The organism is Streptomyces sp. NPDC025618 (assembly GCF_055558795.1).
Map to the genome: position 1 here is coordinate 161,806 of NZ_JBVHLW010000010.1, position 18,725 is coordinate 180,530.

16 protein-coding genes and 1 tRNA gene are annotated in these 18,725 nt (G+C 73.1%); 6 read left to right on the forward strand and 11 right to left on the reverse strand.

Going from position 1 to position 18,725, the window contains the following annotated elements; genetic code table 11:
• Positions 1–113 precede the first annotated feature (113 nt).
• Positions 114–1,307 (reverse strand): argininosuccinate synthase, encoded by a 1,194-nt coding sequence (locus ACZ4A5_RS12795; RefSeq protein ID WP_467581956.1) that lies wholly within the window; start codon positions 1,305–1,307, stop codon positions 114–116.
• A 179-nt stretch (positions 1,308–1,486) separates the two neighbouring features.
• Here ACZ4A5_RS12795 and ACZ4A5_RS12800 point away from each other — a divergent pair.
• Positions 1,487–1,560: transfer RNA gene (locus ACZ4A5_RS12800), tRNA-Pro, on the forward strand.
• Positions 1,561–1,645: 85 nt separating this feature from the next.
• Here ACZ4A5_RS12800 and ACZ4A5_RS12805 read toward each other — a convergent pair.
• From ACZ4A5_RS12805 to argC, 7 genes are all read right to left on the reverse strand, one after another.
• Positions 1,646–2,812 (reverse strand): amidohydrolase family protein, encoded by a 1,167-nt coding sequence (locus ACZ4A5_RS12805; RefSeq protein ID WP_467581957.1) that lies wholly within the window; start codon positions 2,810–2,812, stop codon positions 1,646–1,648.
• Positions 2,813–2,962: 150 nt separating this feature from the next.
• Complete coding sequence (locus ACZ4A5_RS12810; protein WP_398872934.1) at positions 2,963–3,505, reverse strand: arginine repressor; 543 nt, start codon at positions 3,503–3,505, stop codon at positions 2,963–2,965.
• Positions 3,506–3,573: 68 nt separating this feature from the next.
• A complete protein-coding gene (locus tag ACZ4A5_RS12815) occupies positions 3,574–4,758 on the reverse strand; it encodes an acetylornithine transaminase (RefSeq protein ID WP_467581959.1) in 1,185 nt (394 codons plus the stop codon).
• Positions 4,755–5,699: an acetylglutamate kinase gene (gene argB, locus ACZ4A5_RS12820; protein ID WP_467581960.1), complete on the reverse strand. Its 945-nt coding sequence runs from the start codon at positions 5,697–5,699 to the stop codon at positions 4,755–4,757. The genes ACZ4A5_RS12815 and argB overlap by 4 nt, the downstream gene beginning before the upstream one ends.
• The gene (argJ, locus tag ACZ4A5_RS12825; protein WP_467581962.1) at positions 5,696–6,850 is read right to left on the reverse strand and encodes a bifunctional glutamate N-acetyltransferase/amino-acid acetyltransferase ArgJ; all 1,155 of its coding nucleotides are present in this window, start codon (positions 6,848–6,850) and stop codon (positions 5,696–5,698) included. The genes argB and argJ overlap by 4 nt, the downstream gene beginning before the upstream one ends.
• Positions 6,847–7,008: a hypothetical protein gene (locus ACZ4A5_RS12830; protein ID WP_467581964.1), complete on the reverse strand. Its 162-nt coding sequence runs from the start codon at positions 7,006–7,008 to the stop codon at positions 6,847–6,849. The genes argJ and ACZ4A5_RS12830 overlap by 4 nt, the downstream gene beginning before the upstream one ends.
• Positions 7,005–8,033 (reverse strand): N-acetyl-gamma-glutamyl-phosphate reductase, encoded by a 1,029-nt coding sequence (gene argC / locus ACZ4A5_RS12835; RefSeq protein WP_467581965.1) that lies wholly within the window; start codon positions 8,031–8,033, stop codon positions 7,005–7,007. The genes ACZ4A5_RS12830 and argC overlap by 4 nt, the downstream gene beginning before the upstream one ends.
• 141 nt (positions 8,034–8,174) lie before the next feature.
• Here argC and ACZ4A5_RS12840 point away from each other — a divergent pair, with 141 nt between their 5' ends.
• From ACZ4A5_RS12840 to ACZ4A5_RS12850, 3 genes are all read left to right on the forward strand, one after another.
• On the forward strand, positions 8,175–9,359 hold the full coding sequence (locus tag ACZ4A5_RS12840; protein ID WP_467581991.1) for a PP2C family protein-serine/threonine phosphatase: 1,185 nt from the start codon (positions 8,175–8,177) through the stop codon (positions 9,357–9,359).
• 200 nt (positions 9,360–9,559) lie between these two features.
• Complete coding sequence (rodA, locus tag ACZ4A5_RS12845; protein WP_467581993.1) at positions 9,560–10,708, forward strand: rod shape-determining protein RodA; 1,149 nt, start codon at positions 9,560–9,562, stop codon at positions 10,706–10,708.
• 102 nt (positions 10,709–10,810) lie between these two features.
• Positions 10,811–13,030, forward strand: coding sequence for an NADP-dependent isocitrate dehydrogenase (locus ACZ4A5_RS12850; RefSeq protein WP_467581967.1), 2,220 nt, complete (start codon positions 10,811–10,813; stop codon positions 13,028–13,030).
• 360 nt (positions 13,031–13,390) lie between these two features.
• Here the strand turns inward: ACZ4A5_RS12850 and ACZ4A5_RS12855 are convergent, their stop codons facing one another.
• Positions 13,391–14,560, reverse strand: coding sequence for an acyltransferase family protein (locus ACZ4A5_RS12855; RefSeq protein ID WP_467581969.1), 1,170 nt, complete (start codon positions 14,558–14,560; stop codon positions 13,391–13,393).
• Positions 14,553–15,521, reverse strand: a complete 969-nt coding sequence (locus ACZ4A5_RS12860; protein WP_467581971.1) for an alpha/beta hydrolase — start codon at positions 15,519–15,521, stop codon at positions 14,553–14,555. Before ACZ4A5_RS12860 ends, ACZ4A5_RS12855 begins: the two co-directional genes overlap by 8 nt.
• A 322-nt stretch (positions 15,522–15,843) precedes the next feature.
• On the opposite strand from ACZ4A5_RS12860, the gene ACZ4A5_RS12865 reads away from it, so the two are divergent.
• Complete coding sequence (locus tag ACZ4A5_RS12865) at positions 15,844–17,067, forward strand: beta-ketoacyl-[acyl-carrier-protein] synthase family protein (protein WP_467581973.1); 1,224 nt, start codon at positions 15,844–15,846, stop codon at positions 17,065–17,067.
• 61 nt (positions 17,068–17,128) lie between these two features.
• On the opposite strand, the gene ACZ4A5_RS12870 is transcribed toward ACZ4A5_RS12865, so the two are convergent.
• Positions 17,129–17,584: a carboxymuconolactone decarboxylase family protein gene (locus tag ACZ4A5_RS12870; protein ID WP_467581975.1), complete on the reverse strand. Its 456-nt coding sequence runs from the start codon at positions 17,582–17,584 to the stop codon at positions 17,129–17,131.
• Between the two features lie 92 nt (positions 17,585–17,676).
• On the opposite strand from ACZ4A5_RS12870, the gene ACZ4A5_RS12875 reads away from it, so the two are divergent.
• The gene (locus tag ACZ4A5_RS12875; protein WP_467581977.1) at positions 17,677–18,537 is read left to right on the forward strand and encodes a sigma-70 family RNA polymerase sigma factor; all 861 of its coding nucleotides are present in this window, start codon (positions 17,677–17,679) and stop codon (positions 18,535–18,537) included.
• Positions 18,538–18,725 lie beyond the last annotated feature (188 nt).

The following is an 18,725-nucleotide window of genomic DNA, read 5'->3' on the forward strand; positions in this document are numbered from 1 at the left end:
TTCCCTTTTTTTTTTTTTTTTTTTTTTTTTTTCTCGGAGGGGGGGGTTGTTCCCCCCCCCCCCCCCCCCCCGCGGCGGGGCCCCGGCTCCGTGCAAGGGCTCAACCGCTGGGCTCAGACCAGGTCACGCTTGGCGGCGATCTTCGACGAGAGGCCGAAGATCTCGATGAAGCCCTTGGAGAGCGACTGGTCGAAGGTGTCGCCGGTGTCGTAGGTGGCGAGGTTGAAGTCGTAGAGCGACTTCTCGGACTTCCGGCCGGTGACGACGGCCCGGCCGCCGTGCAGCGTCATCCGGATGTCGCCGGTGACGTGCTCGTTGGCCTCGGCGATGAAGCCGTCCAGCGCCCGCTTGAGGGGGGAGAACCACAGGCCGTCGTAGACCAGCTCGCTCCACCGCTGCTCGACCTGCCGCTTGTAGCGGGCCAGCTCGCGCTCGACGGTGACGGCCTCCAGCTCCTGGTGGGCGGTGATCAGCGCGATCGCGCCGGGCGCCTCGTAGATCTCCCGGGACTTGATGCCCACCAGCCGGTCCTCGACCATGTCGAGCCGGCCGACGCCGTGGGCACCGGCCCGCTCGTTGAGCTGCTGGATGGCCTGGAGCACGGTGACGGGCTTGCCGTCGATGGCGACCGGGACGCCCTGTTCGAAGGTGATGATCACCTCGTCGGCCTCCCGGGGGGTGGCCGGGTTCGCGGTGTAGTCGTAGACGTCCTCGATCGGGGCGTTCCAGATGTCCTCCAGGAAGCCGGTCTCCACGGCCCGCCCGAAGACGTTCTGGTCGATGGAGTACGGCGACTTCTTGGTGGTCGCGATCGGGAGCTGCTTCGCCTCGCAGAAGGCGATGGCCTTGTCCCGGGTCATGGCGTAGTCCCGGACGGGGGCGATGCAGGTGAGCTCCGGCGCGAGGGAGGAGATGCCCGCCTCGAACCGCACCTGGTCGTTGCCCTTGCCGGTGCAGCCGTGGGCGACGGTGCTCGCGCCGTGCTTCTTGGCGGCGGCGACGAGGTGCTTGACGATCGTCGGCCGGGAGAGCGCGGAGACCAGCGGATAGCGGTCCATGTAGAGGGCGTTGGCCTTGATCGCCGGGAGGCAGTACTCCTCGGCGAACTCGTCCTTGGCGTCGGCGACCTCCGCCTCCACCGCACCGCAGGCGAGCGCGCGCTTGCGGATGACGTCCAGGTCCTCGCCGCCCTGGCCGACGTCCACGGCAACGGCGATGACCTCGGCGCCCGTCACCTCGGCGATCCAGCCGATGGCGACGGAGGTGTCCAGGCCGCCGGAGTAGGCGAGTACGACGCGCTCGGTCACGGGTTTCTCCTTACGGTGCATGCGGTGATGGGTATAACTATGCACTGCTCCGTATGTTTCGTCAATAGCCGGTGGGCAAGGTGTCGAGAACGGCCGGACCCGGATTTGGATCACGGCGGCAAACAGGCTATTTTCTTCTTGCACGCCCCACCGGGAACACACCGGAGGGAAGCGGGCACCGGGACGTGGCGCAGCTTGGTAGCGCACTTGACTGGGGGTCAAGGGGTCGTGGGTTCAAATCCCGCCGTCCCGACACGTGACGAAGGGCTTCGGAGCCGGGAGAGATCCCGCTTCCGGAGCCCTTCGTCGTTGCCTGCCCGCCTTCTCCTCCCGCCCCCTCACACCACCCGCACGCCCCCGCGGAAGACCGCCGTCACCGCGTGCACGGCCGTGATGTCGGCGAGCGGGTCGCCGGTCACCGCGACGAGATCCGCGTCGTAGCCGGGGGCTATGCAGCCCTTGTGGCAGGCCACTCCGCACACGCGGGCCGCCGTCGAGGTCGCCGCGCGCAGCGCTTCCAGCGGGGTGAAGCCGAGGTCGGCCATCGCGGTGACGCTGTAGGGGTAGCCGCCGTGGGCCTTGGCCGGGGAGATCCCGGAGTCGCTGCCGCAGGCCATGATCACGCCTGCCTGCCGCATCTCCGCCAGCCCCGCGGCCAGGCCGGGCAGCCGCCGGGCGACCGGCTCCGGCGGCGGGCCGCCAGGCAGTGCGCCCAGGGTGAGGGAGGCGGCGACGCCCGCGCGGGCCATCTCGTCGATCACCCGGCGGTCGTGCTCCCCGCCGTCCTCGGTGACGAGGAAACAGCGCTCGACCGAGTCGAACCCGGCGGCCACCGCGTCGGCGATGCCGGACGCCGCGTGGGCGTGCGCGGTGATCGGCAGCTCGTGCCGGTGCGCCTCCCGTACGGCCGCGCGCAGCTCGGCGTGGCCGTACTGCGCGCGGCAGGGGTCGGAGCCGGGGGTCAGGTCGCCGCCGGTCACCATCACCTTCACCACGTCGACGCCGCGCTCCGCGCGCTCGCGCACCGCCGCGCACATCCCCTCCACGCCGGCGGCCTCGCCGCCGAGGAACCAGCAGTGCCCGCCGGGCGTGGTGACCGGCGGGCCCGAGGCCAGCACCCGTGGCCCGGCGGCGGGGTCCTTCGCGGTCTCGTCGCGGAGCCGCAGCGCGAGGTAGCCGCGGTCACCGAGGTCCCGTACGGTCGTCACGCTGGCCGCCAGCGCGGCCCGGCCCGCCGCCCGCATGCGCGCCAGCAGTTCCTCGTCGTCGGCGCTCCGCAGCCGCCCCACCACGTCGTCGCTCGCGTCGAAGGCCAGGTGGACGTGGGTGTCCACGAAGCCGGGCAGCAGCGTGGCCGCGCCGAGGTCGATCAGCTCGGCGCCGGCGGGCGCCCGGCCGCCCGCGCGGACGTCGACGACCCGCCCGCCCTCCACCAGCACCAGCGGCCGCTCCACGAGCTCCGGCCCGGCCCCGTCGAACAGCGTGCGCGCGCGCAAGGCGAGCATGGCTCCTCCTGTCAGGCTGATGGGTGCCCCACCATCAGCTTCCCTGCGGCAGCACGCCGTTACGCCGGACGCCGGCAAGATTTCCCCGGCCGGACACGAAGGAGCGCGGGCCGGCGGACCGGCCCGCGCTCCTTCACGTCAGCGCTCGCGTCAGCGTTCCTTCTGCGCCAGCCTCAACAGGTGGTCCGCCAGGGCCTGGCCGCCCTTGGGGTCCCGGCTGATGAGCATGACCGTGTCGTCGCCCGCGATGGTGCCGATGATCTCGTGGACGCCGGCCTGGTCGATGGCCGAGGCGAAGAACTGCGCGGCGCCGGGCGGGGTGCGCAGCACGACGAGGTTGGCGGACGCCTCCGCCGAGATCAGCAGCTCGCCCGCCAGGCGGCCCATGCGGGCCTCCGTCGCGGACTCCCCCAGCGGGGCGCGGGGGGTGCGGTCGCCGCCCTCGGAGGGGACCGCGTAGATCAGCTCGCCGCCGGTGTTGCGGATCTTCACGGCGCCCAGCTCGTCGAGATCCCGGGAGAGGGTCGCCTGGGTGACGGACAGTCCGTCGTCGGCGAGCAGCTTCGCGAGCTGGCTCTGCGACCGCACCGGCTGCCTGCCCAGGATGTCCACGATCCGCCGGTGGCGGGCGGTGCGGGTCTGCGGTACGGCCTGTCCGCCGTGGAACGGCTCGGCTTGCTGGGCCTCGGTCATCGTCTCGTCAGTCTCCGCATTCGTCGTTCCCTTGGCCCCCGTCGGCCGGTCGCACGTGTCGCCCCGTGTCAGGCACCGCCGCCGGCGGCGGTGTCCAGGACCCCGGGCAGGGCCCGGAGGAACGTTTCCACCTCATCTTCGGTGATGATCAGCGGTGGGGCCAGCCGCACCACGTCGGGTGCGATCGCGTTCACCAGGAGCCCGGTGTCCTGTGCCGCTTGCTGCACCTTCGGTGCGAGGGGCTCGGAAAGGACAATACCCAGCAGCAGGCCGGAGCCACGGACGTGGTCGACGAGGGGGTGCGCGAACGCAGCGATCCCGTCACGCAGCCGCTCCCCCGTGCGCTTCACCCGGTCCAGCACTCCTTCGGTCTGAAGGGTGTCCAGGACGGCCAGGGCGGCGGCGCAGGCGACGGGGTTGCCGCCGAAGGTCGAGCCGTGCTGACCGGGTGTCAGCAGGTCGGCGGCCGGGCCGAAGGCCAGGGTCGCGCCGATCGGCAGGCCGCCGCCGAGCCCCTTGGCGAGGGTGACCACATCGGGCTCGACGCCCTGCGCCTGGTGCTCGAACCAGTGCCCGGTGCGGCCGATACCTGTCTGGATCTCGTCCAGCACGAGGAGCGTCCCGGTGGCCCGGGTGATCTCGCGGGCGGCGGCCAGATAGCCCCGGGGCGGTACGACGACGCCGTTCTCGCCCTGGACCGGCTCCAGCACCACGAGCGCGGTGTCGGTGGTGACCGCGGCCCGGAGCGCCTCGGTGTCCCCGTACGGCACATGCGTGACGTCCCCCGGCAGCGGCAGGAACGGCTCCTGCTTGGCGGGCTGGCCGGTGAGGGCGAGGGCGCCCATGGTGCGGCCGTGGAAGCCGCCCGCGGCCGCGACCGTGTGCGTACGGCCCGTACGCCGTCCGATCTTGAACGCGGCCTCGACGGCCTCCGCGCCGGAGTTGGCGAAGTAGACGCGGCCGGGGCGGCCGGCGAGGCCGAGCAGACGCTCGGCGAGGGCGACGGTGGGCTCGGCGGTGAAGAGGTTGGAGACGTGGCCGAGGGTGGCGATCTGCTCGGACACCGCGCGCACGACGGCCGGGTGGGCGTGGCCGAGGGCGTTGACGGCGATCCCGCCGACGAGGTCGAGGTAGGCCCGGCCGTCGGCGTCCCAGACGGTGCTGCCCGCGCCGCGCACGAGCGGGACGCGGGGGGTGCCGTAGTTGTCCATCAGGGCGCCCTGCCAGCGCCGGGTGAGCTCGGCGTTGCTCATGCTTCCCTCTCCTGGGGCTCGTCGGGTACGACCATGGTGCCGATGCCCTCGTCGGTGAAGATCTCCAGCAGGATGGAGTGCTGGACCCGTCCGTCTATGACGCGGGCGGTGGTGACGCCGTTGCGCACGGCGTGCAGGCAGCCCTCCATCTTGGGGACCATGCCGCTGGTCAGCTCGGGCAGCAGCCGCTCCAGCTCGCTCGCGGTGAGCCGGCTGATGACCTCGTCGCTGTGGGGCCAGTCCTCGTAGAGGCCCTCGACGTCGGTGAGGACCATCAGCGTCTCGGCGCCGAGCGCGGCGGCGAGGGCCGCGGCGGCGGTGTCGGCGTTGACGTTGAAGACGTGGCCCTCCGCGTCCGCGGCGTCGGCGCTGCGGGCGATGGAGGAGATGACCGGGATCCGGCCGTCGTCGAGCAGGGCCTGGACGGCTCCGGTGTCGACGCCGGTGATCTCGCCGACCCGGCCGAGGTCCACGCGCTCGCCGTCGATCTCGGCGTAGTGCTTGGTGGCGGTCATGGTGTGGGCGTCCTCGCCGGTCATGCCGACGGCGAGCGGACCGTGCCGGTTGAGCAGGCCGACCAGTTCGCGCTGGACCTGTCCGGCGAGCACCATCCGTACGACGTCCATCGCCTCGGGCGTGGTGACCCGCAGGCCCGCCTTGAACTCCGAGGTGAGGCCCATCCGGTCGAGCTGGGCGCTGATCTGCGGGCCGCCGCCGTGCACGACGACGGGGCGCAGGCCCGCGTGACGCAGGAAGGCGACGTCCTGCGCGAAGGCCGACTTCAGCTCCTCGTCGACCATGGCGTTGCCGCCGAACTTGATGACGACGGTCTTGCCGTGATGCCGCGTCAGCCAGGGCAGCGCCTCGATGAGGGTGCGGGCCTTGGGCAGGGCGGTGTGCTTGCGGGTGCTCGTGGCGGCGGGCGTGGCGGGAGGGTTCATGAGGAGTACGCGCTGTTCTCGTGGACGTAGTCGGCGGTGAGGTCGTTGGTCCAGATGACCGCGCTCTCCTGGCCGGCGGACAGGTCGGCGGTGATCCGGATCTCGCGGTAGCGCATGTCGACGAGGTCGCGGTCCTCGCCCACGGAGCCGTTCTTGCAGACCCAGACGCCGTTGATCGCGACGTTCAGCCGGTCCGGGTCGAAGGCGGCGGCGGTGGTGCCGATGGCGGAGAGCACCCGGCCCCAGTTGGGGTCCTCGCCGTGGAGGGCGCACTTGAGGAGGTTGTTGCGGGCGATGGTGCGGCCGACCTCGACGGCGTCGGCCTCGGTGGCGGCGCCGACGACCTCGATGCGGATGTCCTTCGAGGCGCCCTCGGCGTCGCCGATGAGCTGGCGGGCGAGGTCGTCGCAGACGGTCCGCACGGCCTCGGCGAAGTCGTCGTGGGCGGGGACGACGCCGGAGGCACCCGAGGCGAGCAGCAGCACGGTGTCGTTGGTGGACATGCAGCCGTCGGAGTCGACCCGGTCGAAGGTGGTGCGGGTCGCGGCGCGCAGCGCCCGGTCGAGGCCGGCGGCGTCCACGTCGGCGTCGGTGGTGAGGACGACCAGCATCGTCGCGAGCCCCGGGGCGAGCATGCCCGCGCCCTTGGCCATGCCTCCGACGGTCCATCCTCCCCCGCCCTCGGCCACGGCCGTCTTGTGCACGGTGTCGGTGGTCTTGATGGCGATGGCGGCCTTCTCACCGCCGTGCGGGGAGAGCTCGGCGGCGGCCTTGCCGATGCCGGGGAGCAGCTTGTCCATGGGCAGCCGGACGCCGATGAGGCCGGTGGAGGCCACGGCGATCGCGGCGGCGTCGGTGCCCAGCACCTCGGCGGCCTTCTCGGCGGTGGCGTGGGTGTCCTGGAAGCCCTGCGGGCCGGTGCAGGCGTTGGCGCCGCCGGAGTTGAGGACGACCGCACGGACCCGCCCGCCCTTGAGCACCTGCTCGGACCACAGGACCGGGGCGGCCTTGACGCGGTTGGAGGTGAAGACTCCGGCAGCGGCCAGGCGGGGCCCGGTGTTGACGACGAGGGCGAGGTCGGCGCCGCCGCTCTCCTTGATCCCGGCGGCGATGCCCGCCGCCGTGAACCCCTGTGCTGCGGTCACGCTCACGCTGTCTTCTCCTTCTCCGTGCCGCCGTGGGGGCGGCTGCTGGTGACGTTCTCGGCGGTGCCGGCCGCCCGTTCGCAGGGCGCCGCTTTGGTGAGCAGGACGGCCAGAGCGCGGCGGATGTGGGCCGCCCCCGACCGGGCCGGGTGCCGCGGCCTCATGGCGCCACTCCCGTGGCGGGGAGCCCCAGCTCCTCGGGGAGCCCGAGGGCGATGTTCATGCTCTGCACCGCGCCGCCGGCGGTGCCCTTGGTGAGGTTGTCGATGGCGCAGACGACGACGATCCGGCCGGCCGCCGGGTCGTGGGCGACCTGGAGGAGCGCGGCGTTGGAGCCGAGGACCGCGGCGGTGGAGGGCCACTGCCCCTGGGGGAGGAGGTGGGCGAACGGCTCGTCGCGGAACGCCTTCTCGTACGCGGCCCGCATGCTCTCCGCCGTGACGCCGGGCCGGGCCTTGGCGCTGCACGTGGCGAGGATGCCGCGGGGCATGGGCGCGAGGGTGGGGGTGAAGGAGACGGTGACGGGCTCGCCCGCGGCCGCGGTGAGGTTCTGGATCATCTCCGGGGTGTGCCGGTGGCCGCCGCCGACGCCGTACGGGCTCATGGCGCCCATGACCTCGCTGCCGAGCAGGTGCGGCTTGGCGGCCTTGCCCGCGCCGGAGGTGCCGGAGGCGGCGACGATCACGGCCTCGGGCTCGGCGAGCCCGGCGGCGTAGGCGGGGTAGAGCGCGAGGGAGACGGCCGTCGGATAGCAGCCGGGCACCGCTATTCGCCTGCTGCCGCGCAGGGCCTCCCGCGCGCCGGGCAGCTCGGGCAGGCCGTAGGGCCAGGTGCCGGCGTGCGACGAGCCGTAGAACCGCTCCCACTGCCCCGCGTCCTTCAGCCGGAAGTCCGCGCCGCAGTCGACGACCAGCACCTCGTCACCGAGCTCGGCGGCGACGGCGGCGGACTGGCCGTGGGGCAGCGCGAGGAAGACGACGTCGTGCCCGGCGAGCGCCTCGGCGGAGGTCTCCTCCAGCACGCGCCCGGCGAGCGGCAGCAGGTGCGGCTGCACCGCGCCGAGCCGCTGTCCGGCGCTGGAGTGCGCGGTGAGGGCGCCGACGCGCACCTCGGGGTGCGCGAGCAGCAGGCGCAGCACCTCGCCGCCCGCGTACCCACTCGCTCCTGCCACTGCCGCACGGATTGCCATCGGGCCCCTCCTGGTCGATGGCATGACTATACGAAGTCTTGAAGTTTTATGCAATGGTCTCCCGGGGGCGGGCGGGAGCTCACGAGGAGGTGAGCGCAAGCCGCCGAACAGGCGCAAAATGGGCACGTGGGCGTCCGGCGTATGTCGGTGGACCGCCTCCTGGCGCAGCCGTCGGGCCGCGGACTGGTGGCGATCCCCCTCGTGCTGATCGTGGCGATCACCGTGGTGGACCTCCACTCCCCGACGGACGTCCACCTGGGCCCGCTGCTGGTCATCGCGCCCGCCCTCACCGCCTCCTTCGCCGGGCCGCGGCTGACCGCCCTGATCGGGGCACTGGCCGTCGCCGCCCAGGTCTTCATCGCCGCCTTCCACGGCGGGCTGACCACGACCAACCACGTGTCGCAGATCATCGCCCTGACCGTGCTCTCCGCCGTGGGGGTGTTCGTCTGCGCCCTGCGGGAACGGCGCGGGCGGGAGCTGAGCCGGATGCGGTCGGTGGCCGAGACGGCGCAGCTCGCCCTGCTGCGGCCGCCGCCGCGCCGGATCGGGCCGCTGCGGGTGGCCTGGCTCTATCTGGCCGCCGAGGACGAGACCCGCATCGGTGGCGACCTCTTCGCCGTCGCCCGCGCCACCCACCCCGCGACCCGCGTGCTCATCGGCGACGTACGGGGCAAGGGCCTGGCCGCCATCGGCGAGGCGTCCGTGGTGCTGGGCGCGTTCCGCGAGGGCGCCCACCGCTACGCCACGCTGCCCGAGCTCGTCAGCGCCCTGGAGGAGAGCGTCTGCCGGGATCTGGAGGAGGTGGCCGACACCGCGCACGACCCGGGTGAGCACTTCGTCACCGCCCTCGTGCTCGACATCCCGGACGACGGCCCCGAGGCCGAGATGATCAGCTGCGGCCACCCGCCGCCCCTGCTGCTCCACGGCCACGAGGTGACGGCCCTGCACTCCGGCAGCCCCACACCCCCGCTGGGCATGTGCGGGCTGCCCGACCCGGCCCACCACGCCGACCCGTTCCTCTTCGCGCCCGGCGACACGCTCCTGCTCTACACCGACGGGGTCATCGAGGCCCGCTCACCGGCCGGGGACTTCTACCCCCTCGCCGAGCGGCTCGCCTCCTTCCCCGCCGCCGGCCCGGAGGCGCTGCTGCGCCACATCCACCGCGACCTGCTCGCGCACACCGGCGGCCGGCCCGGCGACGACACCGCCCTCCTGGCGATCGAGCGCACCCCCGACCGCCACCCCCGCCCGCCGCACGGGACGGACGGCGACGCCGGTTCCCACCACCACGGATATCCACCCGGACGGGCCGCGCGACCGTCATGATGTTGTCGGCCCCGACCACGGCCGCGTGAAAGCCCTCGACATCTCGCCATTTGCGCAAGCGCGTAACTGTAGGGTGCTGACGCTCCACGGCCCGGTCACGGGCCGTTCGACATGCCCGTTCTCCATGTCCCTTCTCCGAGCCGAGGGCCGTGACCGTGAACATCTCGCTCGCCGCCCGCCCCGTGAACCACAGCCGCCGGATGCGCCTGTGGGGCCACCTGTCGCCGCTGTGGCGCCTGGACTGGATCCTGCTCGGCGCCGTCGTGGCCCTGGGCTCGACCGGGGCGCTGCTGGCCTGGTCGGCCACCCGCTACCGCCAGGAGGCCCTGGGCGCCGACCCCGCCCTCTACCTCGAACGGCACCTGCTCAACCTGGCCCTCGGCCTGCTGCTGTGCGCCGCGGTCACCGCCGTCGACTACCGCAGGTCACGCGGCTACGCCCCCGTCCTCTACGGCGCGGCCGTGCTGTTCCTCTTCACCGTGCTGACCCCGCTGGCCAGCACGGTCAACGGCGCGCACTCCTGGATCGTGCTGGGCGGCGGCTTCTCGCTCCAGCCGTCGGAGTTCGTCAAACCGGCCGTGGTGGTGATGCTCGCGGCGCTGCTGACCGAGGCGCGCGAGGCCCACTGCGGCGAGGCCCCCCGCACCCGGCAGGTCGCGGCCTCCCTCGGCCTGGTCGCCGTCCCGGCGGCCGTCATCATGGCCAGCCACGAGCTGGGCACCAGCCTGGTGCTGGTCGCCATCACCGTGGGCCTGCTCTACGCCTCCGGCGTGCCGGGCCGCATCCTCGGCGTCCTCGGCGCGCTGGCCGCGGCGGCGGCCACCGCCGTCATCACCCTGCACCTGCTCAGCGCCTACCAGCTCAACCGCTTCGCGGCCTTCGCCGACCCGCACCTGGACCCCTCCGGCGTCGGCTACAACACCCAGCAGGCCCGGATCGCCATCGGCGCCGGCGGCCTGCTCGGACAGGGCCTCTTCCACGGCGACCAGACCAACGGCGGCTTCGTCCCCGAGCAGCAGACCGACTTCATCTTCACCGTCGCCGGCGAGGAACTCGGCTTCCTCGGCGCGGGCGCCGTGATCGCCCTGCTCGGCGTCGTCCTCTGGCGCGCCATGGCCATCGCCCGCCGCACCGAGGACATGTACGCCACGCTGCTGTGCGTGGGCATCGTCTGCTGGCTGGCCTTCCAGTCCTTCGAGAACATCGGCATGACCCTGGGGATCATGCCCGTCGCGGGCATCCCCCTGCCGCTGGTCTCCTACGGAGGCTCCTCGATGTTCGCCGTCTGCCTGGCCGTCGGACTGCTCCAGTCCGTCCAGCTCGTCACCACCCGGCCGCGCAGCCTCTGACGGCCCGGCCCGCCCGGAGGCGGACCCCTGTCGAGAGGGGGCCGGTCACGAGATATCTTGATGTCGAGCAATGTTACAGACGGACGTGGAGCGGAGCACCCGGTGACTGACTCGACCATCATCTATACGCACACCGACGAGGCCCCGGCCCTGGCGACGTACTCGTTCCTGCCCGTGGTCCAGGCGTACGCCTCGACGGCCGGTGTCACTGTGGAGACCCGTGACATCTCCCTGGCCGGGCGGATCATCGCCGGTTTCCCCGAGTACCTCGAAGAGGGCCAGCGGATCGAGGACGCCCTCGCCGAGCTCGGCGAGCTGGCCAAGACGCCCGGCGCGAACATCATCAAGCTGCCGAACATCTCGGCCTCGATCCCGCAGCTGAAGGCGGCCGTCGCCGAGCTCCAGCAGCAGGGCTACGCGCTGCCGGACTACCCGGACGACCCGAAGACCGACGAGGAGCGCGACATCCGCGCCCGCTACGACAAGGTCAAGGGCAGCGCCGTCAACCCCGTGCTGCGTGAGGGCAACTCCGACCGCCGCGCCCCCGCCTCGGTCAAGAACTACGCCAAGACGCACCCGCACCGCATGGGCGCGTGGACGGCCGACTCCAAGACCAACGTCGCGACCATGGGCGCCGACGACTTCCGCTCCACCGAGAAGTCCGCGGTCGTCCAGGCGGACGGCTCGCTGCGCATCGAGCTGGCGGGCGAGGACGGCAGCACCACCGTGCTGCGCGAGTCCGTCCCCGTCCTCGCGGGCGAGGTCGTGGACGCGTCGGTGATGCGCGCGGCCGCGCTGCGCACCTTCCTCACCGCGCAGATCGCCCGCGCCAAGGCCGAGGGTGTGCTGTTCTCCGTGCACCTGAAGGCCACGATGATGAAGGTCTCCGACCCGATCGTCTTCGGCCACGTGGTGCGCGCCTTCTTCCCGAAGACGTTCGCGGCGTACGGCGAGACGCTGGCCGCCGCCGGTCTGAGCCCGAACGACGGCCTCGGCGGCATCCTCAAGGGCCTGGACGCGCTGCCCGAGGGCGACGCGATCAAGGCGTCCTTCGACGCCGAGCTCGCCGAGGGCCCGGCCCTGGCGATGGTCGACTCCGACAAGGGCATCACCAACCTGCACGTCCCGAGCGACGTCATCGTCGACGCCTCCATGCCGGCGATGATCCGCACCTCCGGCCACATGTGGGGCCCGGACGGCCAGGAGGCCGACACCCTCGCCGTCCTCCCGGACAGCAGCTACTCCGGTGTCTACCAGGCCGTCATCGAGGACTGCCGCGCCAACGGCGCCTTCGACCCGTCGACCATGGGCTCGGTGCCCAACGTCGGTCTGATGGCGCAGAAGGCCGAGGAGTACGGCAGCCACGACAAGACCTTCGAGATCGCCGCCCCGGGCACGGTGCGGGTCGTCGACGGCGCGGGCAACGTCGTGCTGGAGCAGCCGGTCGCCGAGGGCGACATCTTCCGCATGTGCCAGGCCAAGGACGCCCCGATCCAGGACTGGGTCAAGCTCGCCGTCACCCGCGCCCGCGCGACCGGCGCCCCGGCCGTCTTCTGGCTCGACGAGAACCGCGCGCACGACGCGAAGCTCATCGAGAAGGTCCGCACCTACCTCGCCGAGCACGACACCGAGGGCCTGCGGATCGAGATCATGTCGCCGGTCGAGGCGACCAAGTTCTCCCTGGAGCGCATCCGCCGGGGCGAGGACACGATCTCGGTCACCGGCAACGTGCTGCGTGACTACCTCACGGACCTCTTCCCGATCCTCGAGCTGGGCACGAGCGCGAAGATGCTCTCGATCGTCCCGCTGATGAACGGCGGCGGCCTGTTCGAGACCGGTGCCGGCGGCTCCGCGCCCAAGCACGTCCAGCAGCTCGTCAAGGAGAACTACCTCCGCTGGGACAGCCTGGGCGAGTTCTTCGCGCTGGCGGCCAGCTTCGAGCACCTCGCCCAGACCACGGGCAACGCGCGCGCCCAGGTGCTCGCCGACACCCTGGACCGCGCGACCGCGACCTTCCTCGAGGAGGACAAGTCGCCGAGCCGACGCCTGGGTGGCATCGACAACCGCGGCAGCCACTTCTACCTGGCGCTGTACTGGGCGCAGGAGCTGGCCAAGCAGACCGACGACGCGCAGCTCGCGGAGGCGTTCACGGCCCTGGCCAAGTCGCTGACCGAGCAGGAGAGCACGATCGTCGACGAGCTCGTCGCGGTGCAGGGCAAGCCGGCCGACATCGGCGGCTACTACCAGCCTTCGGTGGAGAAGGCGGCGGCCGTCATGCGGCCGAGTGCCACGTTCAACGCGGCGCTCGCGATTCTCGGCTGATCCGGCCCTGAGCCGCTTCCGGACCGCCCTGGTCGGCCTCGCGCCGGCCGGGGCGGTTTCCTTTTACGCGGCCGCGCGGCTCCCTGCGGGCCGTCTGCCGCGGGGACGCCCTTCGGGCGTGTCCTCAAACGCCGGACGGGCTGAATTGTTGCCCGGAACGGGGCAGAACGGCACACCCGCACGGGCTGTTGAGGACACCGCCGCGCAGCGGTGGTACGGCACCGGAACCGGCCGCGCCTGCCGGCAACCCACCGGCCGCGCCTGCCGGTGACCCGCCGCGCCGGGCGTCGGGCGCGGGTTCTCGCGGAGCGTGTGCGGCGCGACCGCCACCCCGTGGCCAGGCGCTTCAGCCTGTCTCCGCTAGCCGGGCGTGCGGCGGGAGGTGAGGCCGCCTGTCGGCGCGATCCGGGCGGCGGAGGTGCCGCCCCCGGCCGGAGGGGCCCCGCGCCCCTGTTCGTACGTACGGAACGCCGCCCAGCAGATCAACAGCGCCGCCCCGAACACCGGCAGCCACAGCAGGCGGGCGAGTATCCAGCCCGGGCCGTCGGGGAGGGTGTGCAGGCCGGGCAGGGCGTCGCCCGTGAGCAGGCCCGTCGCGGAGACCGCCATCATCGCCGTCTGGTGCCAGAGGAAGATCGTCATCGCGGAGAGGTTCAACAGCGCCACGGCGGCCCAGGCGGCGGGCCGGGCGAGGGCCCGGCGCAGTGGGCCGAGGAGCAGCAGGGCCGCGCCGCTCTGGGCGAGGCCGAAGGTGACGGCCGCGAGGGTGGGCGGGCTGAGGTTGGATATCGCGGCGCCGGGGACCCCGACCATGGCCGCCGGGTAGCCCGCGAACAGCACGAGCAGGGCCGTGGTGGCGCCGCCGCCGAGCAGCAGCGCCCAGCCGGTCGCCCGGCCTCCGGCGCGGCCGCGCGCCCAGGCCGCGCCCAGGCAGTACGGGACCAGCCAGCCCGCCGCCACATTGATCCAGCCGAGCTGGGCGGGCCCGCCCAGGCCGAACCGGACGATGTCGACGAGCAGCACGACGGCGAGCGGCCACAGCGGGTGCAGCCTCGCGGCCGGCGGGGTCGCCGCCGTCAGCACGGCGAGGACCAGCAGGAACCACAGCGGCGACAGCACCAGCGTGCGCACGGTGTCCGGGCCGACCCCGGCGGCGAGCATCCCGCCCGTCGCCGCGGCCCACACCACCAGCAGGGGGACGACCGGCCGGAAGAGCCGGGCCAGCCGGGCGCGGAGCCACTGCTCGTATGTCTCTCCCCTGGCCACGGCCGAGGCGTGACTGCTCGCCCCCACCCGGCCGGCCACGAGGAAGAACACCGCGAGGGTCTGGGCCGCCCAGGAGACCGGCGCCAGGCCGGGCATGAACGCGAGCGGGCTGGCGGCGCGCACCGTACCGCTGTCGGCCACCAGGGCGGTCACCAGCCAGTGGCCGAGCACGACGCCGAGGATGGCGAAGGCACGCAGGGCGTCGACGGCGCGGTCGCGCGAGGGCGGGGTGGCGGCGTCGATCCGCCGGACGAGGTCACGCATGACGGCCCACCTCGGAAGGGAGCTCTCCGGAGACGATCCGGGCGATGTTCTTCAGGGCGGTGGAACCGGGCTTGAGGTAGTCGCTGTGGCCGCCGTCGCCCGCGTCGAAGACCCGGGCGCCGAACTCCGGGGAGACCGGGTCCGTACCGAAACCGACCGTGGCGAAGGGCAGGTCGAGCCGGACGTGCGGCACGTCGGCGATCCAGTCACCGGCGCCCCGGCCCGCCCAGACGGCGGCCCGGGTGCGCAGCGCGGCGACGTCGTCGGCACCGGTACCGGGGCTGCCGTAGAGGACGATGCCGTCGACGTCCAGGCCGGGGGCGGCCCGCCCGCAGACCACGGAGCCGTAGGAGTGGCACACCAGGGAGGTCCGGGCGGCGGGCTTGAGCGCGCCGAGCTGCCGCACGAAGGCGCGCAGCCCGGTCGCGGCGCTCTCGGCCCGCCCCGAGGTCAGCACGTCCGTGCTGATCGTTCCCGGCGTCCTGTAGCCGAGCCAGGCCACCACGGCGGCCCGGTCGCCCAGCTGCTGCCGGAGCGCCGTGGCGCCGGCGCGGAAGCGCTCGTACGTGTCGAGGCCGGTGTCCGAGCCCGGTACGAGGACGGCGACGCGGTCGGCCCGGGAGAGGTCGCCGAAGACCTCGACGGTGCGGCCGCCGTCGCGGCCGTCGAAAGAGAGGAAGTGGCGCGCCGGGTCCGCCATGGCGCGTAGCGCGGCGGCCCGCCTGCGGTCGCCGTGGCTGTCGGCCGCCTGTTCGGCGGCCTGGACGCCGCTGCGGGCGGCGGCGTACCGCTCGGCGAGCGCGTCCGGCGCCGCGGTCCGCAGCGGGGCGAGGGCGGCGGGGGCCGGTGCCGGTACGGCCGCGGGACGGGCCATGCCCGAGACGGGCAACGCCACCGAGGCGGCGACGAGCGCGGCGAGGAGGGTGCGGCGCAGTCGGCTGCGGGGCGGGCGGGGCGTCATGGCGGGGGCTTCCTTCCGTACCGGATGCCGGTCGTGCATCCGGCACGGAAGTTATGGACCGGCCCCCGTGGTCGGCGTCCCACCACGGAGCCCACTTCGGCGTAGCTCCCCGGTATGACGAGTACGGGGTCGCGAGAAGGGTGGGGCCATCCCTGACCCGCCCCGTGAATAGCCGGAATCTACAAAACCGGCGCCCGGGACTCCGTGGATCACCGCACCGGGCAGCTCACGTTCCCCTTGGCAGAGTGGCTGACGAGTCGATCTCCTCCCGCGATCTCCGCGTGCGAGGAGTTGTATCTCTACGACAAATGGGGGTTGCGTCATGAGTGCCGAGAACATGGACGTGGTGGTCACCGGCCTCGGGGCCACGACACCGCTGGGCGGGGACGTCCCCTCGACGTGGTCCGGGCTGCTGGCCGGGCGGTCGGGGATCAGCGCCATCGAGGAGGAGTGGGCGGCCGCCCTGCCGGTGCGGATCGCGGGCAGGCTCGCGGTCGAGCCGGCCGAGGTCCTGGATCGCGTGCAGGCCCGCCGCATGGACCGCTGCGAGCAGATCGCGCTCGTCGCGGCGCGCGAGGCGTGGGCGGACGCGGGCACGCCGGACGTCGATCCGGAGCGCCTGGCCGTGGTGATCGGTACGGGCACGGGAGGCGCCCTCACCCTGCTCGGCCAGGACGATGTCCTGGAGGCGTCCGGGGTGCGGAAGGTCTCCCCGCACACCGTCCCGATGCTGATGGCGAACGGCCCGGCGGCCTGGGTCAGCATCGAGCTGGGGGCGCGCGGCGGCGCGCACACCCCGGTCAGTGCCTGCGCGTCCGGGGCCGAGGCGATCGCGATGGGTCTGGACCTGATCCGGCTTGGCCGGGCCGACGTGGTGGTCGCGGGCGGTACGGAGGCGTGCGTCCACCCGCTGCCGCTGGCCGGGTTCGCGCAGGCCAAGGCCCATTCGACGCGCAACGACGACCCGCGGCGGGCGTCGCGGCCCTTCGACGTCGACCGGGACGGGTTCGTCATCGGCGAGGGAGCGGTCGTGTTCGTCCTGGAGCGCGCCGGATTCGCGGCCGCCCGCGCGGCCCGGCGGCACGCCCGCCTCGCCGGGGCCGGGGTGACCTCGGACGCCCACCACATCACCGCCGCGCACCCCGAGGGGCAGGTGCGCGCCATGCGGATGGCCCTGGCCGCGGCCAGGCTGTCGCCGCTGGAGATCGATCACGTGCACGCGCACGCGACATCCACGCCCCAGGGGGATCTGGTCGAGGCGGAGTCGGTCACCGAGGCCATCGGCACACACCCGGCCGTGACCGCGACCAAGTCGATGACCGGCCACCTCTTCGGCGCCGCCGGGGCGATGGGCGCGCTCGCCTCGGTCCTCGCCGTCCGCGAGGGGGTGATCCCCGCGACGCAGAACCTCGACACGCTGGACCCGGCCGTGAAGCTCGACGTGGTCACCGGCGCGCCGAGGCGGGGCACGGTGCGGGCGGCCCTGACGAACTCGTTCGGCTTCGGCGGCCACAACGCGTCACTCGTCTTCACCGCCGCTTCGTAGGCCGCTCGCCCGGGGCCGACGGCGCGGTCACGCCATCGGGTGGCCGCGCCGTCCGCTCCCGTCACCAGCCCGCGCCGGCCGGCTGCTTCGTGGTGACGTTGACGCGGTTGAAGAGGTTGGTCAGGCCGATCCACAGCGTCAGGCCGGCGAGCTGCCGCTCGTCGTAGTGCCGGGCGGCCTCGGCCCAGATGTCGTCCGGCACCGGGTCCGGGCGGTCGCTGAGCCGGGTCGCGCACTCGGCGAGGGCCAGCGCGGCGCGCTCTGCGTCGGTGAAATAGGGGGTGTCCCGCCAGGCCGCCACGGCGGCGAGCCGATCGTCGCTCTCTCCGGCCTTCCTGGCGTTCTTCACTCCCCCGTCGACGCAGTAGCCGCAGCCGTTGATCTGGCTGATCCGGAGGTGGACGAGGTCGAGCGTCGCGTCGGGCACACCGCCCTTCTTCGCCGCCTCCATCACACCGAGGATGGCGGGCAGGGCCTGGGGGATGACCGCTGCGGGGTTCTGCATCCGTGCTTCCATGACGCGTCTCCTGGTTGTCTCGCTGCTCTTGTCACACCGACGGCCTTTCATCCGTCAACGCACTGACGGATCGCGACGGGAGAATGTGACAGATGACGGAGAAAGAGCTGCTGGCCGAGCGTTTCGAGGCCCACCGCACCCACCTTCGCGCGGTGGCCTACCGGATGCTCGGCTCACTGAGCGAGGCCGACGACGCCGTGCAGGAGGCATGGCTGCGGCTCAGCCGCTCGGACGCCGACAGCGTCGAGAACCTCGGCGGCTGGCTGACCACGGTCGTCGGCCGCGTGTGCCTGGACATGCTGCGCTCCCGCAGGTCGCGCGGCGAGGAGCCGCTGGAGGCGCGGGTGCCCGACCCGATCGTCGACAGCCCGGACGGCATCGACCCCGAGCACCAGGCGCTGCTCGCCGACTCGGTCGGGCTCGCCCTGCTCGTCGTCCTGGAGACGCTGGCGCCCGCGGAGCGGCTCGCGTTCGTGCTGCACGACATGTTCGCCGTGCCGTTCGACGAGATCGCCCCGATGGTCGGCCGCACCCCGGCGGCGGCCCGCCAGCTGGCCAGCCGGGCGCGGCGGCGCGTGCGCGGGTCCGTACCCGCCCCCGACAGCGACCTCACCCGGCAGCGGCAGGTCGTGGACGCCTTCCTCACCGCCGCCCGCGGCGGCGACTTCGACGCGCTCGTCGCCGTGCTCCACCCGGACGTCGTCCTCCGCGCGGACACGGGTGCGGGGGCCCCGCAGGAGGTGCACGGCGCGGCGGCCGTCGCCGGCCAGGCCCTCATGTTCCAGCGCCTCTCCCACTTCGCCCGCCCGGCCCTTGTGAACGGCTCCATGGGCATCGTGACCGATGTGAACGGTGTCCCGATGGCGGTCATGGGCTTCACGATCGTGGACGGCAGGGTGCGGATGATCGACATCTTGGCGGATGCGGGGAGGTTGCGGGGGCTTTCGCTTTAGGGAGGGGCGGGGGGGGCGCCGCGCCTGCGGCGGGCTTTTTCCCCTACCCGCCCCTTCCCGGCTGCGTCTGATGTGCGGCTCCACCGCGTGGGGGCGTGCCCCAGACCCCCGGCTGCGGGTTTCGTTGCCGCCTGCGGCGGGAGCGCCCTGCGGGCGCGTCCTCAAGCGCCGGACGGGCTGAAAAGAAA